The organism is Ulvibacterium sp. (assembly GCF_965228935.1).
Classification (GTDB): Bacteria; Bacteroidota; Bacteroidia; order Flavobacteriales; family Flavobacteriaceae; genus Ulvibacterium.
The window spans coordinates 5,664,512-5,682,590 of sequence record NZ_OZ245846.1; the positions used below are offsets into that span (position 1 = coordinate 5,664,512).

An 18,079-nucleotide genomic window follows, 5' to 3' on the forward strand; every position below is an offset into this window, starting at 1 on the left:
ATATGGCAATTTTAACAACGACGGTAACAGGATTGGGCGATATGGGAATGTCCTTGAGCATTGCCGCGATAGGGTCTGCAATAGGAACCGGAATCGCAGGTATGGCAGCTATTGGGGCTTGGAAGAAAATGATAACCAGTGGACAAAAAGCAGCTACTGCCCTACTCATTTTTGTAGGTGCCCCACTTTCCCAGGTTATCTATGGTATGATCCTCAAAAATGCCATCGCCGATGCCGACCTGGCACCTGACTCTTACCTCTGGCAAATCATTATTGGGCTGGTTGCAGGGGCAGCCATGGCCGGCTCGGCCATATTTCAAGGAAAGACAGGGGCACGGGCCTGTGATGCCATTGCGTCGGGTGCCAATGATACGGCAAAATACATCATGATTATCGGTATTGTGGAAACGGTAGCACTTTTCGTCATGATCTTTACCATGACCGGGTTGCCTACTACCTAATCCAAGCCGATACATATTTTAACTTTTAGATTTTTTTTAGTACCCATGTGGTAAAATGTCATGTTTTATCTAGTCCATACCCATTAGATTTATGCCTTAGGATATATTCACCCAAAGCCTTCCACTATGAAGATATTGGTTATCGAGGACAATATTGAACTTCTGAAGGACATCAAAAACTTTTTGGAAGTGGAGGGGAACATTTGTGAAATTGCCCATACCTACAAATCGGCGTATAGCAAGGTAGGTTATTTCCCGTATGACATTTTGGTGGTCGATATTGGGTTACCTGATGGCAATGGGCTTGATATCATCAAGGAGGTGAAGAAAGAAAATATTGATGCGGGCATCATCATTATTTCCGCCAGGAACGCGGTCGGTGATAGAATACACGGATTGGAAATAGGCGCGGACGATTATTTGACCAAACCCTTTTATCTGGCCGAGCTAAACGCCCGGATCAAGGCATTGTACCGAAGGAAAGTTTATAATGGAAGTAGGGAAATCTTTTTTAACGAAATCAAGATCAAGCCGGACAGCCATGAAGTCTTTGTAAACAACCGCCTTTTGAACCTTACCAAAAAGGAATTTGACATCATCCACTTTTTTGTGGTGAACCGGCATAGACTTTTGACCAAGGAGGCGATAGCGGAACACCTTTGGGGCGACCATATTGAAATGGCCGATTCCTTTAATTTCATCTATACGCATTTGGCCAATTTGAGGAAAAAAATTGCCGAATCGGGAGGGAAGGACTATATTCAGTCCATTTATAGTGTAGGATATAAATTCACCGACCGCGAATGAACTTAGTTAGGAAGACCAATACATACTACCTTATATTTCTGGCTTTCCTTTTCCCGATCATGGTTACGGTAGATTATTACCTCATCCAATACATTGTTAATAGCGAAGTTGAGGAAATATTACTTCATGAAAGTGAACGGATCAACTTTCACCTCGCCAAGGAAGGGACATTTCCCGCTTCCAACTATTTATTCGAGACTACACCTGTTAGCGGGGACTTCGGACCTCCCTCCAAGTTTAAGGATACCTTGTTCTACGAGGCCTATGCCGACAAGCATATTCCTTATCGCACCTATGAGTTTGCGGCACAAGTGAATGGGCAAAAGGTTCGGGTTTCCTTGAAACATGTGCTTCTGGAAATCAATGAACTGATCCTATTGCTTTTTGCGACCACAACATTGATCCTATTGGTTTTGGTAACGGGATTGTTTTTCATCAATCAGAAAATATACCATTGGGCCTGGAATCCATTTTTTAAAAACCTTTCAAAACTTAAAGACTATGATGTTACCCAAAAAAATCCTATCCATCTAAAACCCTCAAATATCCAGGAATTTGAAGAGCTCAACAGGGTGGTTACGTCCCTCATGGATCAAGTGAAAAAAGATTTTCAGAATCTAAAGGAATTCAACCAGAACATTTCGCACGAGATACAGACCCCTTTGGCCATTATCCGTAACAAAATGGTATTGCTCTTGGAAAGCCAAAACCTTGATTCAAAAGAACTGCAATGGGTACAGGCCGTTTATCAGGAAACCAATAAACTATCAAAAATTGAGAAGTCCCTGACCTTGATTTCCAGGATAGAGAATCAGGAATTTAAGCGGTTGGACAGTGTTGATGTTCGCCTCCTCATAGAGAACATCATGAACAACATGATAGAAATGATCTCGTTTAAAAAACTAAAAGTAAAAACCAATTTGAATCCTGTTAAAATTAAATGTGATCTTGTTTTAGCGGACATCCTCTTCACTAACCTGATCAAAAATGCCGTACAACACAATCATGAAGGAGGCTCTATAGAAATGCTTCTGAACGAGGAGAAATTTGAGATCATCAACACCGGGGATGAATCGCTGATAGAAACCGCTCAATTGTTCAATCGTTTTCAAAAGGGAAACTCGTCAAAGGAATCCTTGGGTCTGGGTTTGGCCATAAATCAAAGAATATGTGAGCTTTACGGGTTTCGTTTGGATTACGATCGCCAAGGGCAAATACACACGTTTTCTTTGTTTTTTCAATAGACCATGTCTTGTCGGCAACCGTTGGAATGGTATTATTAAAAGTACCCTATCATTCCCGTCCTATTAAATTCATTGCGCAATAAATTAGGTATCAAAATAAAATCATTCGCCCTGATAAACTAACTTTACCGTCCGTTGATAGTTTCCATGGGATAGGTTGGCTAATAAATAGTCGATTTAGAACTAACTATATTGCGTTTTATAAAAATCAAATGAGCAAAAGAAAAATAATTTTGAATTTATGTACAAGCCTCGATTCCTTTATTGAAGGGGAAAATGGCGAAATCGATTGGTGTTTTACAGATCAGGATTATTCAATGACGGCTTTTTTGAATCGCATTGACACTATTTTTTTTGGACGAAAAAGTTATGAGCAAGTAATCCAGGGAATGCCCAACGCGTTTTCGGATAAGAAGAAAGTGGTATTTTCCAAAACACTAAAAAATATAGATGCCCATTCAAGAATTATAAGTGGGAATATTGAAAATGGAGTACGGGATCTACTCAACACTCCTGGCAAGGATATTTGGCTTTTTGGGGGCGCGGACCTGACTACATCGATGCTAAATCTAAACCTTGTGGACGAACTGATGATTTCTGTACATCCCTTACTATTGGGAAAGGGAAAACCTTTGTTCAACGCTATTAAAGGAAGAAAAAAGCTTATACTAACGGATACGAAAACATTTTCTACCGGATTGGTTCAATTGTACTATACTGTAGAAAAGGAATAATACCCAGGTAGCCGTTGCTTAACAGAATTACCCTGCTCAAAAGGAATACGAATGGTTATCCCCGAATCCAGTTTTCTTCCTAAAAGAGCGCTAAGATTAAAACAACCGACAAGACTAAGCCTTCGGTAAAAACACCTCCGCCATCATACAGCGCGCACTTCCGCCTCCGCACGTTTCAATGGTATCCAGAGGACTGTGAATGATATCGCAATGGGCTTTGATCGCCTGGATCTGATCGGGTCTTAAGCTTTTAAAGGCAGCAGAGCTCATTACCATAAAACGTTGGTCGTTTGCGCCAATTACTTGCAACATATTACCTGCAAAATGGTGCATTTGTTCCTCGGTGATGGGGATAATCTCCTTACCGTCCCTTTTTAAATGCGCTTTTACATCCTTGCGTTCCGCCTTATCATCAATAGCGTCCAAACAGATTACCGCAAAATCTTCTGCCATGGCCATCATTACATTGGTGTGGTAAATGGGGAGGCGTTCCCCGTTTACCGTCTGGTTGGCCGTAAAAATGACCGGAAAACAATCAAAATCTTCACAGAATTCTATGAACAATTCCTCGTCTGCGCGCTCGGACAAGGCACAATAGGCCTTTTGGTGAACCCGATCCTTTAGGATACTTCCCGTACCTTCCAAGAAAAGCCCCTTCTCCTCTGCCGAGGTATAGTCCAGAATAGTGTCGATTCTAAATCCGTTTTCCTCAAGAACATCAAAAATATCCTCACGACGCTCCCTTCTCCGGTTTTCGGCGAACATGGGATAAATAGTAACAGTGCCATTGGCATGAAAGGACACCCAGTTATTGGGGAAAACGGAGTCCGGGGTATCGGTTTCCTTTTTGTCATCAACTACAATGACATTCACGCCTTTATTACGCAGAGTAGTCACAAAATTGTCAAATTCCTGTTGCGCCCGAGAATTGATGGTCTGGTCGTTAACTTCCAAATCTTCCATAAAATAGTTGTTCACCGCTGTTTGTTCGTTCATACGAAAAGCGACCGGCCGAATCATCAAGATAGTGTCTGTTACCTGTTTCATTATAGTTTAAAGGGATTCTGAAGCTAGATTAAAATCACTTAAATCCAAGAGGCTAAATTATGACTTTTCTCAGGGTCTTTCATCCTATTTAAATAAAAAAAACAACCTTTGCCAACAAGGATTCAAGACTTTTTTCATTAGTAAATCAATGCTATGTCCGGAGAAACTAGTTTAAAAAAATTGATCAGTGAAATGGATCCCAGACTTAACCCTGGGGAGTATGTGTTTTCGACGGTAAGTACGACCGATGGCATGGATAGAGCCGATGTTTTATGCGAATTCAAAGAGCAGGAAGGTATTACGATTATTCTGGAGCGTTCTAAGGCCGACGCGTATGGACTTCCATATGGGTTTGTGGCTGCCTGGATTACCCTTGACGTACACTCCGCTTTAGAGGCCAAAGGGCTTACCGCTAAAGTAGCTACGGCCCTGGCCGAGCAAAACATTAGTTGCAACGTGATTGCAGGGTACTACCACGATCATCTTTTTGTTCCCCATGCGGAAGGAAACAAGGCCGTCGATATTTTGAAGGCCTTGTCCATGGATTAATTCATTAAAATCTTTAAAAATATTTGGAGATGGCTATCCGTAGGAAGCTATCGTCCCGAAAATTCGATAGGATCAACTCACTTTCATCAATAGTACTAAAAATACGGGCCTCCGCTTCTACCGTCCACGTACTTCCAAAACGTCGTGACGCCTCTAGACTAAAAATTTTACTGCTCGACTCCAAATCGGTGATACCACCCAGTAAAATAGAGGTATCCGCATTGTCGTTGAACGCGATTCGGCTACCAAAGAACACATCGTTCTGAAGGGCGGTGAGGGCCAATTCATCCCTTTCATCATATAGATATTCCCCTAATAAGCCAATGTCCAGACCATTCCCATCTATGTTACTGAACGTATATTCCAGTCCCGCTGCCAGTGCGAAAAAATCCTGGGCTTCGGCATGTCTGTAAATGGATTCCAATTTCCAAAGAAAAGCGTCATGTGTAGCCTGAAGCTCCAATCCGGTCTGATGGATTACGGGATAAAAGGAATTGATGGCACCCGAAGGCTCGAACAAAAAAAGCGGTTCCCTACCGTTGCCGTAAAAATGCGAAAGCGCAATGTCAAAAATCCCGAAATAGTGTTTCCACCGTAGCGCAAAATCCTGCCGCCACTCCTCCGCCCCACTCTCGTAGCCCAAATCGTCCTGATTTATGACCGTCCCAAAACGCAGTCTACCCGCCTCACCTGCAAAAGTACGCTTACGATGATAAGGCAGATAAAAGAAATCGAATGTTCCCCAAGAGTTCGTGATCCAACTGAACTGTACCATGGGCTGTCCCAATTTTTCCTCTCCATCAAAGGTTTCAACTGCATCGGTCTGATTGATGACGTCCACCAGATGATTGCTCTCTATAACCCCCCAGTACACTTTTTTCAACCCCACACTCAATTCCCAATTCCCTTTTGCCTTTTGGTAGTAAAGCTCACGGATGTCCCAATGGGTACGCTCATCATCCCTATCCAATCTAAGGAAACCTTGGGCATTGATACTTTCATAACCTTTGTTCCAGGAGGCCGAATACCCAGGTCGGAAGGCCAAGGAAGGATAATGCTGCTTCTGTCCCTGAAACTGTCCGGAGTCCAAGAAATAGCGATACTCCGTTTCTATTTCCAATTCAAGGTCATGCTCCACTTTTCCGGAATCATCGTTTTGGGCAAACCCATATGCAAATCCTATAAGGCAAAGAATGCCCAGTACCTTCTTGTTATTCATTGGCTACTCATGTAGAAGGCCAGGCCGAAAATCATCATGCCATTTGTCATTCCCGAGGAGCGAAAACCGCCTCGACCAACATTATTTCGGCCTGCCTTGTCTAAATTTATCTTCCTGCCCTTTGTAAGGCCACTTGGGAAAAATCATCGCCGGAAAAGGAGACCCCAAAATCGTATTCGCTAAATTTCAATAGGGTTTCCTTGTTGCTTTGATGATTTACCATATTAAAGGTGGCGGCACGCCAAAACTTGTCCTTGTACAGTTTATAGTCACTATAGGTCAAGGTTTTTAACAGGGCATTTTTTCTATCGTAAAACTCTACCTTTTCAATACGATACCCTTTATCCTTGTTATAGGTAACTATACGGCGTGTATACCCTGATTTAGGGTCTACCGGATCCTGTTCCACCAACAGCAAATTGCCTTTTGCTTCCAAAAATTTATAGGTGTACTTTTCCACTTCCTGGGACGAAAGGTCCTCGTAGGCAAATTCACTTCCTACAAAAGGGCCGGATTTGTTATTCGATGAAATCCGCTTTACCCTTTTAATGGAAGGCAAATACAACCACTGATCATCGGAACCTACTTTATGGGTATAGGTCAAGGTAGCGGTTCCTTTAACGTCCTTGGGGCTATCGAATGCGATAAGCGACTTGTCTCCATCTTCTATCAACTCCAGAGTCCTGGTAGTCATTGTCCTTTCACTGGTCTGTCCATTTTTGTTTTTCAGGATCATTTTAAGTTCTACCAAAGAACTTCCAAATCCTTGATCGGCGAGTTCGGCAGCTTTTGCTATTTCCAATCCTCTTTCCTCAGGTGTTTGGGCAATGGCCCAACTTATTGCGGAAAATGCCGCGACGGTCAAAATCGATTTTTTCATTTTTGTATGATTTATGTTTAGAGTGAATATTAATTGTTCAGTTTTAATTCTGGTTTCAATTGATTCGGCATTGTATCAACTACTTCTTCTTTTCTGCTTAACAGAATCAATAGTGCCGGAAGCAAAAGAAAATCTATGATCAGGGCTGCCGTGATAATGATTACGGTTATCCGGGCCATGTAGCTGTTCAGGGCAAACGATGACGTAGATAGTACCGCAAAACCCGATAACAATACTACGGTCGTAGTCACCAGGGCACGACCCACCGTCTCAAAAGCATAGACCACAGCTTGTTTGGCATCATATCCCAATTCCCTTCGTGCCCGCAGGAACTTGCTCATAAAATGAACGGTATCGTCTACGATAATGCCTAGGGTCATTCCAAAGACGATGACCATCCCCGTATTGATCTGTCCTTTGTAAATCGCCCAGATTCCAAAACCTACCAGAACGGGAGTAACATTTGGAATGATGCTTAACAGGCCTAGTTTAAAGTTTCGCAAGGCAAGCATCAGCACCAGGGAAATTAGAATCAAGGCAATAATGTTACCATTGAACATGCTTTCTGCCTGTCTAAACCCTAATTTGGAGAACATCATGGTAGGGCTTACCCCGATAGAGTGCATAGGTTCATCCGTATGGTTTCTTAACCACTCCTCCGCCCGACCTGAAAAGGCTATCATTTCGGCACTTGAAATATTCTTTAAGGTTGCGGTTACCCGTGTTTCCGACTTATCCACATTAATCTGATTGTTCAAGTCCAAACCAAAAGGCAATGAAAGCTCATACAACAGAAGAAATTGTGCCGCCTCTTCCCTATTATCCGGTACGCGATAATAGGACTGGTCATCCCCGTGCATAGAGCGATTTACCCTTCGGGCCACTTCACTGAAGGCATTTACGTGTACGACTTCCGGTTGCTCGTTCAGCCAATCCTCGAACGCGTTCAGGTTTTGGAGATACCCTGGATTGTTGATTCCACCGCTTTCGCCACTTCCCACGGAAAATTCCACATTGTAAAAACCGGTCAGATTATCGTTTATAAAATCACTGTCCCTTCTAAACTGTACCGAATCATCGAAGTATTCCACAAATTCGTCGTTAAACACATTTAGGGTCGCCAAATAGGTAAGGCCGGCGATAACGGCCAGGGAAATTGCCGTTATACGAACCGGTTGTCGGGTCACCAAAAGGCCTAATTTGGTATACATCCCCGTTTTTTCCTCTTTCCTTACCGCACCTTTTTTCTTCCAGAGCGGAAAGATGGCCATAAGTGCCGGTAGGGTGGTAGTGGAATACAGAAATGCCATGGTCATTCCGAATGCCGTAATATTCCCTAAGTGCCAGAAAGGAGGTACGTCACCAAAATTCATGGTCAAAAACCCGATTACCGTAGTGAGGCTTGTAATGAACACGGGCATAAAATTGAGACGCATACTTTCTATAAGGGCCTCCTTTTTACCCAGCCCGTCCTTACGGACCTTTTGCAACATGGTAATGAGGATATGGATACTATCGGCCACCGCCAGGGTAAGTATCATTGTTGGAAATACGGCCGAGGGCGGGGTTAGTTTTATACCGGTAAGACCAACGAAGCCTACAGCGCTTAAAATGGAGAACAGAACCACTACAAGTGTGGAAAAAGTGGCAAAAAAGTTCCGGGTCAATAAAAAGGTAACAATAACAACAATAAGTAACATAATGCCAATAAGCGCCAAATCGCTTTGTGATGCTTCAAAAAAAGCCGTGTTCAGTGGAACCAGACCCGTGGTGTACATTTTGAACTGGGGATGTTTCGCCTTAAAATCCTCTACCATTTTTCGGGTGGCCACCGTTACCTCGGGAATCTCGGCGGCGCTGTCCACACCGGGCAACCGTACCGTAACATTAATCGCGGTAACGCTCCCCTCTTCATTAATGATTCGATGCAAAAGCAACGGTTCCTTTAAGGCCTTTTCCCTGATTTCCAAAATCTCCGTATCCGTTTTGTTAGCAGATTCATAGGAGAGATCATCCACATACAAATCATCACCAACCGCGCTGGTATGCTGAAAATTGGTCACGGCATCTACTCTGGAAGAATAAGGAGTATTCCAAGCGCTTGCCGTTAATTCTTCAATGGCGACAAGGTTTTTCCTGGTAAAAACATTGCCATTGTCAGGAGCCAGGACAATTACAATATTGTCGTCTTTGGTGTATTTTTCCTGAAGGGCGTCGAAAGCCTCCAACTCCGGATTCGATTCGCTGAAGAAGACATGATAGTCCCCGTCAAATTCCATTTTTCCCTGGGAGGCCAGTCCAAAGGCCAACAGCAAGGTAAGCAGCAGTACAGGCCATTTGAACCTGATGACAATCTCTGCCCATTTTTTGGCAAAAGTGTTTACGGAGTTTCCCGCTCTTTTAAGTGTATTCATAGTTTTAAGGTTTACTAGTTGACCAGTCACTTATTAAAAAGTGCAAATGGTTTCAAAAAAATTGCTTTTCTACGTTATAGTCCTAAGACGATCCAATTTTGTTTATCTGGACAATTTTAGGTGAAAATTTATCTCAACTAAATTATTTTATAATTGACCAGTCGTCTATTTGATTGCCAAAAAAAATTATCGGAACAAAATAGTCCGTACCATATTCATGTAATTGTCCACTGGATAAGCACTTTTCATCTCCTTCATCGTTGTCATTGCCCCCTTGCCCGCGTCCTCAAAAAAAGCCACTATATCCGCCGCGTTCAAATTGGGATCAATTTCTCCCAATTTCTGGGCTTCCTCCACCACAGCCGTAATCTGAGCCTTAACAGCAGTTTCGCGTATAAGGATGGCTTTTCTAATATTTTCGTTATGTTCGGCCATTTCATTACCCAGGTTGCAGGCCATACATCCCATTTTGCATTCCATTTCATTCTTCAGCACATTGCATCGGAATTCGTGAAAATTCAGAAGACGTTGCTTCGGCGAAACCGTTTTGTCCATTAGTACTTTCTCAGCAGGGGCAAATTGGGTCTGATAATACATGTCAATGGCCTTGATAGCAAAGTCTTCCTTACTATCAAAGTAAAAATAGAATGAGCCCTTTGGAACATCGGCCGCCATTACAATGTCATTTACACTTGTGGCGTTATACCCTTTGGACCACAGCAACTCCATCCCTTTTTCCAAGAGATAGTCGGCCTTGGTTTCATGTTTTAATGTCTTCCGCATTACTCTCAATCTCGCGACAAAAATATGACCACTCGTCTAGTAAACCAAAAAATCGGGTGTTAAAGTTTTCTATATGCTCCGAAATGGCCATACTGTTCGTGCTCATTATCCGCCTGTAAACCAATCATTGAGTTTATCGTTATTCCTGCTTTGTAACAAAAAAAATAGGTCGCTATCTTTAGAAATAAAAAATTTCTTGAAATCGACCCCGCCTTGACCGGACGGGCAGGTATTCCCGAAGCAAGCCGCAGGGGTATTCCACCGATTTCATCCTGACTCACATCAGGAATCGAAATTTTATATTTTGCCCCTCCCGGAATTGCGAAAAGGCAATTCCTACCTCCCCAAGGGGAGGTATGGTCGGGAACCCCGAGGCAAAGCCATCGGGGAATTGTACAGATTAAATTGACCGGAGTGTTTTCAAAATATCTTGGTAGATATAATGATGTTCTATTGTTTTTGGTATTGATTCCTATTATCAATACCATTAATTATCATCTTACCTATGCAACGATCCGATGGGATTGGTATACCTATGCAACTTACTCCATAGATACGATAACTGGCTACATTGCCTGGGGGTTGATAAAACGTACCATTCTTTGGATGGACAAGGCAATGCCTTACGAAAAGGCCCTGATCAAACGATTATTATTACAATTGTTGATTACAAATCTAGTGGCCCAAGGTTTTATCATTTTGGCCACTGAAAGCATAAATGCTCTTTTTGGAGATGGGCCCTTACCTACTGGATTTTATACCTATAACTTGTTTATCTTCTTTATTTGGATATTGGTCATTAACGGTATTTATGTTGGGTTCTACTTGTATGATCAGTGGTTACTCGCCCAATCTTTACGCGAAAAGGATAAAAAATTACGCTCAAAAGGTTTTTCGGTAGCCCTGGGAAATAGTACAAGACATATTTCTTTTGACCAAATAGCGGTGTTCTATGTTGAGGATAGGACCACTTTCCTAAGGACCAAAATCGGGGAGCAATTTGTTTTGGATGATTCCCTAAACAAGATTTTACCGGTGTTACCAGCGGAGGTCTTCTTTCGGTTGAATCGAAAATATATCGTACATCGAGAGCAAATTAAAGGATATCGCAAAGAAATAAATGGCAAGTTGTTGGTAGAGTTTGATTCCGGAACATCAATGAAGACCTCAATCGTGAGTAGAACAACCGCCCCGGAGTTTAAACAGTGGTTTACTATTGCAGCTCCCCGTTTTTAAATCATTACCGTTCTACGTTCCATCCCTAAAAATAACACGGTTCATCCTTTTTGCTTAAAAAGTGTTAGGATTTCGCATCGCCATATCTGGATATTTGTCAAAATTTCAAGTCATGAACGGAAGGATTAAAATAACAGGAATATTATTTGTGGTAACAATGTCCCTTGCCGCACAAGGAGTCGGATTTCCTATTGAAAAACAGGAAGCTGTAAAGGGTGTACTCAAAAAATACGTAGACCTGGGTGTTCCAGGGCTGTCATTGGCCGTCTACAACGAGCAAATGGGGCTATGGTCCCACGCGGAAGGTTTGGCAAATCTTGAAAATCGAACTCCACTTACCACGGGACATATGCACTACTTACAGAGTATAAGCAAGACCTATATGGCGGTCGTTATCCTTCAATTGTACGAAAAGGGAAAATTGAAATTGGAGGATCCCCTTGTTCAGTATCTCGATTATCCCTGGTTAAAATCGATAAAGGGTGTGGACAAAATTACCCTAAAAATGCTTTTGAACCATACGTCCGGACTTCCGGAATACAGTACGGATCCGCTATTGGTATCCCGAATCATCCAAGATCCCCTAACCGTACTCAATGTCCCTGAAATGCTATCCTATATCCAAGGAAAGCCTTTGGATTTTGAACCCGGTAGCAAGTACTCCTATCGCAATACTAATTTTGGCCTCCTATCATTGATTGCGGACAAAATAACCGGGGACCATATCGCCTACATGGAAAAGGAGCTATTTGAAAAGCTTAAACTGAAATCCACTTACGTACTATCAAAAGACAACATTGATCATGATTTGAATTTGGTGGATGCTTATTGGGATGTGTTATTGGAAAGCATCCCGACGAACATTTCAAAGTTGCAAAGGGCCAATGTATCCTCCATGAAAGGTGATGATGGTATGGTGGCTTCCAGTGAAGATGCCGTTCTTTTTTTAAAGGGCCTTATTTCCGGAAAACTGCTTGCCCCCAAAACCTTGGAGCTCATGCAGGAGTGGGTCTTGAGCGAGGAGGGGGAGCGAAAGTATGGCCTAGGTATAACCTATTATGACTTGGAAACCACATATGGCTTAGGTCATTCCGGAGGAGGTATCGGGGCGGGATGCGTCCTAATCTACTTACCGGAGCTGGAATCCATCGTCTTTATCGCCACCAATTTCAACACCATGATGGAATCACCTATCCGGAAAAAAGCGGAAAATCTTCAAATGGATATTCTAATGGCCCTGTTTATGTAAAGGAATCTAATCCCTGATCAGCGGCATGGTACTACAACGCAATAACCCGCCTTGTTTGGAAATCTCCGCATAGGGAACTTCCTCTACTGTAAAGCCCTGATTTCGCAACCAATCATTAAGACGGGTGAAATTCCTTTCGGAAACCACAATGTCCGGGGAAATGGAAAACACATTACTGAACATTCGATACATTTCATCAGCGGTAATCTCAAAAATGTTTTCTTCTCCAAAATAGTCTACCAACCATAGATATTCGTCCTCTACCAAAAATCCATTTTTGTGGAGGATGGCCTTATCCTTTCCTACAGGTTGGAAACAGCAATCCAAATGAAGTGCATTTTCCTTTGGGTTCGCAATTGATTTTCGAAGCTCAAAGGACTTCACCTTTTTGTGGGGGAACATCCGTTTAATGTACTCCACACCTTCCCAATTGGTCCTTGCCGTAATATAATCCGGATAGTCGTGACCGGTATAGGTACCAATAAAAATATAATCGTTCCAAGGCATAACATCGCCACCTTCAATATGGACCTCCTCGGGTGGATATAGGATATTGTCCGGATGGATGTATTCCAGTACATGCAAAATAGCGTCAAATTCCTCTTCCCTGTCCGGAAGTATATTGGCCTTAATCAGTTTGTCTTCTATAACAAAGGCGATATCCCTTGAGAAAATTTGATTACAGTCCTCCAAGACCTCTGGCCTAAATACCTCAACATCGTGCGCCTTAAAAACGTTCGCCAATGCCTCCATTTCCTTTATCATATCCTCTTCCCTAGGGTAAGTACCGGCCAATATATGTTGAAGGGATTTTGGGTCATAGGCGTTCTCTGGTTTAGGTACGGGACCATTGTTCCTTGCCGTTCCCAAAAGTACCGCCCTTAATCGGGAAGTTTCATCGTTTACATTGAGATGGAGCATCGTGAAATTTTTGGCAAATATAGGAATTCCCAGATAGCGGGAATCAATAAAAAAACCCTTATCAAAGAAATCGATAAGGGTTATCCTTTATGAAACCAATAATGGATGTCACCGCAAATCAACAGCAACAAAAGGTCTGTGGTTTTCACCAATATAAACCTGTCTTGGACGACCGATAGGCTCTCCTTTTAAACGCATTTCCCTCCACTGGGCAATCCAGCCGGGCAACCTGCCCAAAGCGAACATCACGGTAAACATCTCGGTAGGAATCCCTAAGGCACGGTAGATAATCCCGGAATAGAAATCTACATTGGGATATAATTTTCTGTCCACGAAATATTGATCTTCCAAAGCTTCCTTCTCCAGCCCTTTGGCGATTTCCAATATAGGGTCTTCGATTCCCAAGTCGCCCAAAACTTCATCCGCGGATTTCTTGATAATCCTGGCCCTGGGATCAAAATTCTTGTATACCCTGTGTCCAAAACCCATTAGTCGGAACGGGTCACTTTTATCCTTGGCCTTGGCCATATATTTTTTGGTATCGCCGCCATCCGCCTCAATGGCTTCCAACATCTCCAGGACAGCTTGGTTCGCGCCTCCGTGCAATGGCCCCCAAAGTGCGGAAATACCAGCGGATATCGAAGCGAACAATCCGGCAAAGGAAGAACCTACGATACGTACCGTGGACGTGGAACAGTTCTGTTCATGATCCGCATGTAATATCAATAATTTGTCCAAGGCATCGATTACAATCTTATTTTTGGTGTATTCCTTGTTAGGCCGTTTGAACATCATTTTATGGATGTTTTCCACATAACCTAAGGTATCGTCCCCATAATCCAACGGCAGGCCTTTTTTCTTGCGCATGGCCCATGCCACAAGTACTGGAAATTTTGCCAAGATCCTAACAGTTGATTTGTACATTTCGGATTCCGAGGAAACGTCAACGGAAGAGGGGTTAAAGGCGACCAAAGCACTGGTGAGCGATGAAAGTACGCCCATGGGGTGGGCGGATTTTGGAAAACCGTCCAAAATCTTTTTCATTTCCTCATCTACGTGGGACTCTTCCCGAATATCATTATGGAATTTTGAAAGCTGTTCCCTGTTGGGTAACTCCCCAAAAATCAATAAATAAGCAACTTCAAGAAAATCGGCCTTCTCGGCTAGCTCTTCTATGGAATAACCTCGATACCGTAAAATACCCTTTTCCCCATCCAGGAAAGTAATGGCACTCTCGCAAGACCCGGTATTTTTATACCCCGGGTCCAGGGTAATAATTCCCCCGGTAACGGACCGCAGTTTTTTTATGTCTATCGCGAGTTCATTTTCCGTTCCTTCGGTTACCGGAAATTCATATTTTTTACCATTATATTCCAGAGTAGCTTTATCTGACATTCGATTGATTTAAGTATTATTAGAAAGGACAGTAAAGTTAAGAAAAAGAGGTAATCTTAACAATTAAGGTTTCCCCTTTAGGAGATTATTAACATAGCTTTTTTGGTAAATCCAAAACCTATGGAAAAGCCTAAAGCAAATAGAGTACCCTGTAATATTCATCAACCGATTTTTCCCAGGTAAACCGCATTTTTTTAGCTGCGGATTGCATCTTTTTCCATTTGGGTTTGTCATTCTGAAAAACGTCCAGGGCCTGATCAAAACTCAGCAGCATATTATTGATCTTCTCATCATAGGAATCCCCACCAAAACTAAATCCGGTCCTCATGTGTTCCACCGTGTCCTTTAAACCTCCTGTCCCATGTACCAAACAGGGATTCCCATTGCGCATGGATAACATTTGACTAATACCACAAGGTTCAAAAAGACTGGGCATAAAATACAGATCCGTTTCCAAATAGATGGAATCGATCAGGTCTTCCGATTGGCCATTGGTAAAAATGAAATTTTTATATTCATAGCTCAATCCCCTAAAGAGCTCTTCGTACTCCGGTGCCCCGGTTCCTAGAAGCATAAAGATGCCATCTACCTTTTCCAACTTCTTCAGGATTTCTATAAACGCTTCGGGAGAACGTTTAAAGAAATAGAACTTTTGTTCCGTTAAACGGGCTACGCTGGAAACAATGAATTTGGGTCTATTGTCTACCAACTCCATTACCTTTTCCCCGGTATGCGCCAAGAAATCCGCCTTATACTTTTTCGACTCTTGTTGCAACCATCTAAAGAGTGCCTTGACCGTATTGCGATAGATATTCCCCTTTTTGGCCGTACGGATGTTTTTGTAATTAGAGCCATTTAGAATCCCAAAAAGTCTACCTTCATCATCCGCCTGCCTTAAATCTCTTTCCAAACCTTCGCCACCTATGAACTCAGGAGGCGAACTTGGTAAAAGTACATCTTCCTTGTAGGATGGCGATACCGTATGTACGGCATCGGAAAGACGAATGCCCAGGGCCATAAGGTTAACACAATCCTGGTATCGGTAATCCATCAATTTATCGTAATCTATTGGAATATCGGGAAACCAATTTTGAAGTGACGAATAATTATCTCCAAATGGCCGTATCCCTTGTATCGCCAAATTGTGGATGGTATACACAAATCGTATCCTTTTTAAGGATTCATACGCCGGATGGTAGGTCTTTAAGAATACCATGAGGCTAGAATGCCAATCATGCATATGCACAATATCCAAACTACCAAAGGCATCTTCCTTAATGGCTTCGGCCACTGCGGTACAGAATATAACATACTTGATGAAATCCGTATAAAAAGGCTCAACCGGATTGTTGTGGTAAATGTGCGCAATGTCGCCCGCCTCTATTTCCGGATGATGTATTACGTAATGATGAACGTTGTTAAACTCTTTTTTTGGAATTACCTCATACAATTCGGCTGAATAGGTAGTTCCCCTTAGGTGAAAGGTAAGACGTGTTTTTAAGGTTCCTCCAGCCCTGTGAAGTCTGGAATAAGAAGGGACTATGACATGTACCTTGTCCCCCCTCTCGGAAATCTGCCTTGGGACGTCCCTGACCACGTCGCCCATACCGCCCGCCTTACAGTTGGCTATGGCATCATTCTCGGCGGCAACAAAAAGGAAGTTGTTCATTCGAAAAAATTATAAGGCCAAAATATACGCAATGCGCATTAGATATGTAATGAGATAGGTCATAAAGTGCAAAGAAAAAGCCTTCCCCTTTTAGGAAGGCTTCCTATAGGTTAACAAAAGGTAATTTATTTTACTTTGAACGCTTTTTCCTGCGGATAATAGGCCACTTCCCCCAGTTCTTCCTCTATGCGAAGCAACTGATTGTATTTGGCCATCCTATCCGATCGGGAAGCAGAACCTGTCTTTATCTGCCCGGTATTCAATGCCACAGCCAAATCAGCGATGGTATTGTCCTCGGTCTCACCGGAGCGGTGGCTCATTACAGAGGTATATCCTGCATTCTTGGCCATGTTTACCGCGGCTATTGTCTCAGAAAGTGTTCCTATTTGGTTTACTTTGATCAAAATGGAATTGGCGATCCCATTTTCGATTCCCCTGGAAAGTCGCTCCACATTGGTTACAAAAAGATCGTCTCCGACCAATTGCACCTTATCCCCAACTTTTTGGGTAAGAAGTTTCCAACCGTCCCAATCGTTTTCGTCCATGCCATCCTCTATGGATATGATCGGGTATTTGGAACAGAGTTCGGCCAGATACTCCGCTTGTTCCCCAGAGTTGCGTTTCGCTCCCTTATCCCCTTCAAATAAAGTATAATCATACATACCATTTTCATAGAACTCGGCCGATGCACAGTCCAGGGCTATCATTACGTCGTCCCCAAATTTGTACCCGGCATTCTCTACTGCCTTGCCAATGGTATCCAGGGCATCTTCCGTACCGTCCAAAGTAGGCGCAAATCCGCCTTCGTCCCCAACGGCCGTACTTAAATTCCTATCATGTAGCACTTTCTTTAGATTATGGAAAATCTCGGTTCCCATTTGCATGGCATGGGAAAAGTCCTTGGCCTTGACCGGCATTATCATAAACTCTTGAAATGCAATGGGGGCATCGGAATGAGAGCCTCCATTGATGATATTCATCATCGGAACGGGCAAGGTATTTGCACTGACCCCCCCTACATATCTGTACAACGGTATTCCCAATTCATTGGCAGCGGCTTTGGCCACGGCAAGGGAAACCCCTAAAATGGCATTGGCCCCCAATTTTGATTTATTGGAAGTACCATCCAGGGCTATCATCGCCTGATCGATCGCGTTTTGTTCAAAAACGGAGGTTCCCAAAATTTCTTCAGCAATCACGGAATTTACATTGTCAACCGCCTTGCTAACACCTTTTCCCATAAACGAGCTTCCCCCATCACGTAACTCCACTGCCTCATGTTCTCCGGTAGATGCCCCCGAAGGTACGGCAGCCCTTCCCAGAACACCATTCTCCGTAATTACATCTACTTCTACCGTTGGATTTCCCCTTGAATCCAGAATTTGTCTTGCATGTACACTAAGGATAATACTCATCTGATTTTTCTTTAGTTTTTAGGATTGATTTTGAAAATGCAAAGATACGAAACAGT

16 protein-coding genes are annotated in these 18,079 nt (G+C 42.9%); 7 read left to right on the forward strand and 9 right to left on the reverse strand.

Translation table 11 applies throughout. The annotated features are described in order from the left end of the window. Positions 1 to 2 precede the first annotated feature (2 nt). From ACO06Y_RS23945 to ACO06Y_RS23960, 4 genes are all read left to right on the forward strand, one after another. On the forward strand, positions 3 to 461 hold the full coding sequence (locus ACO06Y_RS23945; RefSeq protein WP_422081606.1) for a hypothetical protein: 459 nt from the start codon (positions 3 to 5) through the stop codon (positions 459 to 461). A 126-nt stretch (positions 462 to 587) separates the two neighbouring features. Next, positions 588 to 1,268 (forward strand): response regulator transcription factor, encoded by a 681-nt coding sequence (locus ACO06Y_RS23950; protein ID WP_422081607.1) that lies wholly within the window; start codon positions 588 to 590, stop codon positions 1,266 to 1,268. Beyond that, positions 1,265 to 2,512 carry a sensor histidine kinase gene (locus ACO06Y_RS23955; RefSeq protein ID WP_422081608.1) on the forward strand — a complete coding sequence of 416 codons (1,248 nt, stop codon included), beginning with the start codon at positions 1,265 to 1,267 and terminating at the stop codon, positions 2,510 to 2,512. Before ACO06Y_RS23950 ends, ACO06Y_RS23955 begins: the two co-directional genes overlap by 4 nt. A gap of 212 nt (positions 2,513 to 2,724) precedes the next feature. Next, complete coding sequence (locus ACO06Y_RS23960; RefSeq protein ID WP_422081609.1) at positions 2,725 to 3,246, forward strand: dihydrofolate reductase family protein; 522 nt, start codon at positions 2,725 to 2,727, stop codon at positions 3,244 to 3,246. Between the two features lie 114 nt (positions 3,247 to 3,360). Here the strand turns inward: ACO06Y_RS23960 and ctlX are convergent, their stop codons facing one another. Further along, complete coding sequence (gene ctlX / locus ACO06Y_RS23965; protein WP_422081610.1) at positions 3,361 to 4,293, reverse strand: citrulline utilization hydrolase CtlX; 933 nt, start codon at positions 4,291 to 4,293, stop codon at positions 3,361 to 3,363. A 153-nt stretch (positions 4,294 to 4,446) separates the two neighbouring features. Here ctlX and ACO06Y_RS23970 point away from each other — a divergent pair, with 153 nt between their 5' ends. Then, complete coding sequence (locus ACO06Y_RS23970) at positions 4,447 to 4,842, forward strand: ACT domain-containing protein (RefSeq protein WP_422081611.1); 396 nt, start codon at positions 4,447 to 4,449, stop codon at positions 4,840 to 4,842. Positions 4,843 to 4,855: 13 nt separating this feature from the next. Here the strand turns inward: ACO06Y_RS23970 and ACO06Y_RS23975 are convergent, their stop codons facing one another. The 4 genes from ACO06Y_RS23975 to ACO06Y_RS23990 form a co-directional block, all read right to left on the reverse strand. Then, positions 4,856 to 6,061, reverse strand: a complete 1,206-nt coding sequence (locus ACO06Y_RS23975) for a hypothetical protein (protein WP_422081612.1) — start codon at positions 6,059 to 6,061, stop codon at positions 4,856 to 4,858. Positions 6,062 to 6,167: 106 nt separating this feature from the next. Then, complete coding sequence (locus ACO06Y_RS23980) at positions 6,168 to 6,941, reverse strand: outer membrane lipoprotein-sorting protein (protein WP_422081613.1); 774 nt, start codon at positions 6,939 to 6,941, stop codon at positions 6,168 to 6,170. A gap of 29 nt (positions 6,942 to 6,970) precedes the next feature. After that, positions 6,971 to 9,355 (reverse strand): efflux RND transporter permease subunit, encoded by a 2,385-nt coding sequence (locus ACO06Y_RS23985; RefSeq protein WP_422081614.1) that lies wholly within the window; start codon positions 9,353 to 9,355, stop codon positions 6,971 to 6,973. Positions 9,356 to 9,541: 186 nt separating this feature from the next. Continuing rightward, positions 9,542 to 10,138 carry a TetR/AcrR family transcriptional regulator gene (locus ACO06Y_RS23990; protein ID WP_422081615.1) on the reverse strand — a complete coding sequence of 199 codons (597 nt, stop codon included), beginning with the start codon at positions 10,136 to 10,138 and terminating at the stop codon, positions 9,542 to 9,544. A gap of 414 nt (positions 10,139 to 10,552) precedes the next feature. Here ACO06Y_RS23990 and ACO06Y_RS23995 point away from each other — a divergent pair, with 414 nt between their 5' ends. Both ACO06Y_RS23995 and ACO06Y_RS24000 read left to right on the forward strand, forming a co-directional pair. Continuing rightward, positions 10,553 to 11,374 carry a LytR/AlgR family response regulator transcription factor gene (locus tag ACO06Y_RS23995; RefSeq protein WP_422081616.1) on the forward strand — a complete coding sequence of 274 codons (822 nt, stop codon included), beginning with the start codon at positions 10,553 to 10,555 and terminating at the stop codon, positions 11,372 to 11,374. Between the two features lie 112 nt (positions 11,375 to 11,486). Beyond that, a complete protein-coding gene (locus tag ACO06Y_RS24000; protein WP_422081617.1) occupies positions 11,487 to 12,623 on the forward strand; it encodes a serine hydrolase domain-containing protein in 1,137 nt (378 codons plus the stop codon). 6 nt (positions 12,624 to 12,629) lie between these two features. Here the strand turns inward: ACO06Y_RS24000 and ACO06Y_RS24005 are convergent, their stop codons facing one another. The 4 genes from ACO06Y_RS24005 to eno all read right to left on the reverse strand — a co-directional run bounded on the left by ACO06Y_RS24005 (position 12,630) and on the right by eno (position 18,023). Continuing rightward, a complete protein-coding gene (locus ACO06Y_RS24005) occupies positions 12,630 to 13,544 on the reverse strand; it encodes a dimethylarginine dimethylaminohydrolase family protein (protein WP_422081618.1) in 915 nt (304 codons plus the stop codon). A 108-nt stretch (positions 13,545 to 13,652) separates the two neighbouring features. Beyond that, positions 13,653 to 14,939, reverse strand: a complete 1,287-nt coding sequence (locus ACO06Y_RS24010; RefSeq protein WP_422081619.1) for a citrate synthase — start codon at positions 14,937 to 14,939, stop codon at positions 13,653 to 13,655. Between the two features lie 130 nt (positions 14,940 to 15,069). Further along, entirely contained in the window at positions 15,070 to 16,608 is a 1,539-nt protein-coding gene (locus ACO06Y_RS24015) for a glycogen synthase (RefSeq protein WP_422081620.1), read from the reverse strand. Between the two features lie 125 nt (positions 16,609 to 16,733). After that, a complete protein-coding gene (gene eno, locus ACO06Y_RS24020) occupies positions 16,734 to 18,023 on the reverse strand; it encodes a phosphopyruvate hydratase (protein ID WP_422081621.1) in 1,290 nt (429 codons plus the stop codon). Positions 18,024 to 18,079 lie beyond the last annotated feature (56 nt).

What these genes read in the sequence shown, in the direction of transcription:
- ACO06Y_RS23975 (WP_422081612.1), bottom strand. Translation starts at nt 6,061, where the DNA reads ATGAATAACAAGAAGGTACTGGGCATTCTTTGCCTTATAGGATTTGCA.
- ACO06Y_RS23985 (WP_422081614.1), bottom strand. Translation starts at nt 9,355, where the DNA reads ATGAATACACTTAAAAGAGCGGGAAACTCCGTAAACACTTTTGCCAAA.
- ACO06Y_RS24005 (WP_422081618.1), bottom strand. Translation starts at nt 13,544, where the DNA reads ATGCTCCATCTCAATGTAAACGATGAAACTTCCCGATTAAGGGCGGTA.
- ACO06Y_RS23950 (WP_422081607.1), top strand. Translation starts at nt 588, where the DNA reads ATGAAGATATTGGTTATCGAGGACAATATTGAACTTCTGAAGGACATC.
- ACO06Y_RS23990 (WP_422081615.1), bottom strand. Translation starts at nt 10,138, where the DNA reads ATGCGGAAGACATTAAAACATGAAACCAAGGCCGACTATCTCTTGGAA.
- ACO06Y_RS24010 (WP_422081619.1), bottom strand. Translation starts at nt 14,939, where the DNA reads ATGTCAGATAAAGCTACTCTGGAATATAATGGTAAAAAATATGAATTT.
- ACO06Y_RS23970 (WP_422081611.1), top strand. Translation starts at nt 4,447, where the DNA reads ATGTCCGGAGAAACTAGTTTAAAAAAATTGATCAGTGAAATGGATCCC.
- ACO06Y_RS23980 (WP_422081613.1), bottom strand. Translation starts at nt 6,941, where the DNA reads ATGAAAAAATCGATTTTGACCGTCGCGGCATTTTCCGCAATAAGTTGG.
- ctlX (WP_422081610.1), bottom strand. Translation starts at nt 4,293, where the DNA reads ATGAAACAGGTAACAGACACTATCTTGATGATTCGGCCGGTCGCTTTT.
- ACO06Y_RS24000 (WP_422081617.1), top strand. Translation starts at nt 11,487, where the DNA reads ATGAACGGAAGGATTAAAATAACAGGAATATTATTTGTGGTAACAATG.
- ACO06Y_RS23955 (WP_422081608.1), top strand. Translation starts at nt 1,265, where the DNA reads ATGAACTTAGTTAGGAAGACCAATACATACTACCTTATATTTCTGGCT.
- ACO06Y_RS23945 (WP_422081606.1), top strand. Translation starts at nt 3, where the DNA reads ATGGCAATTTTAACAACGACGGTAACAGGATTGGGCGATATGGGAATG.
- eno (WP_422081621.1), bottom strand. Translation starts at nt 18,023, where the DNA reads ATGAGTATTATCCTTAGTGTACATGCAAGACAAATTCTGGATTCAAGG.
- ACO06Y_RS23960 (WP_422081609.1), top strand. Translation starts at nt 2,725, where the DNA reads ATGAGCAAAAGAAAAATAATTTTGAATTTATGTACAAGCCTCGATTCC.
- ACO06Y_RS24015 (WP_422081620.1), bottom strand. Translation starts at nt 16,608, where the DNA reads ATGAACAACTTCCTTTTTGTTGCCGCCGAGAATGATGCCATAGCCAAC.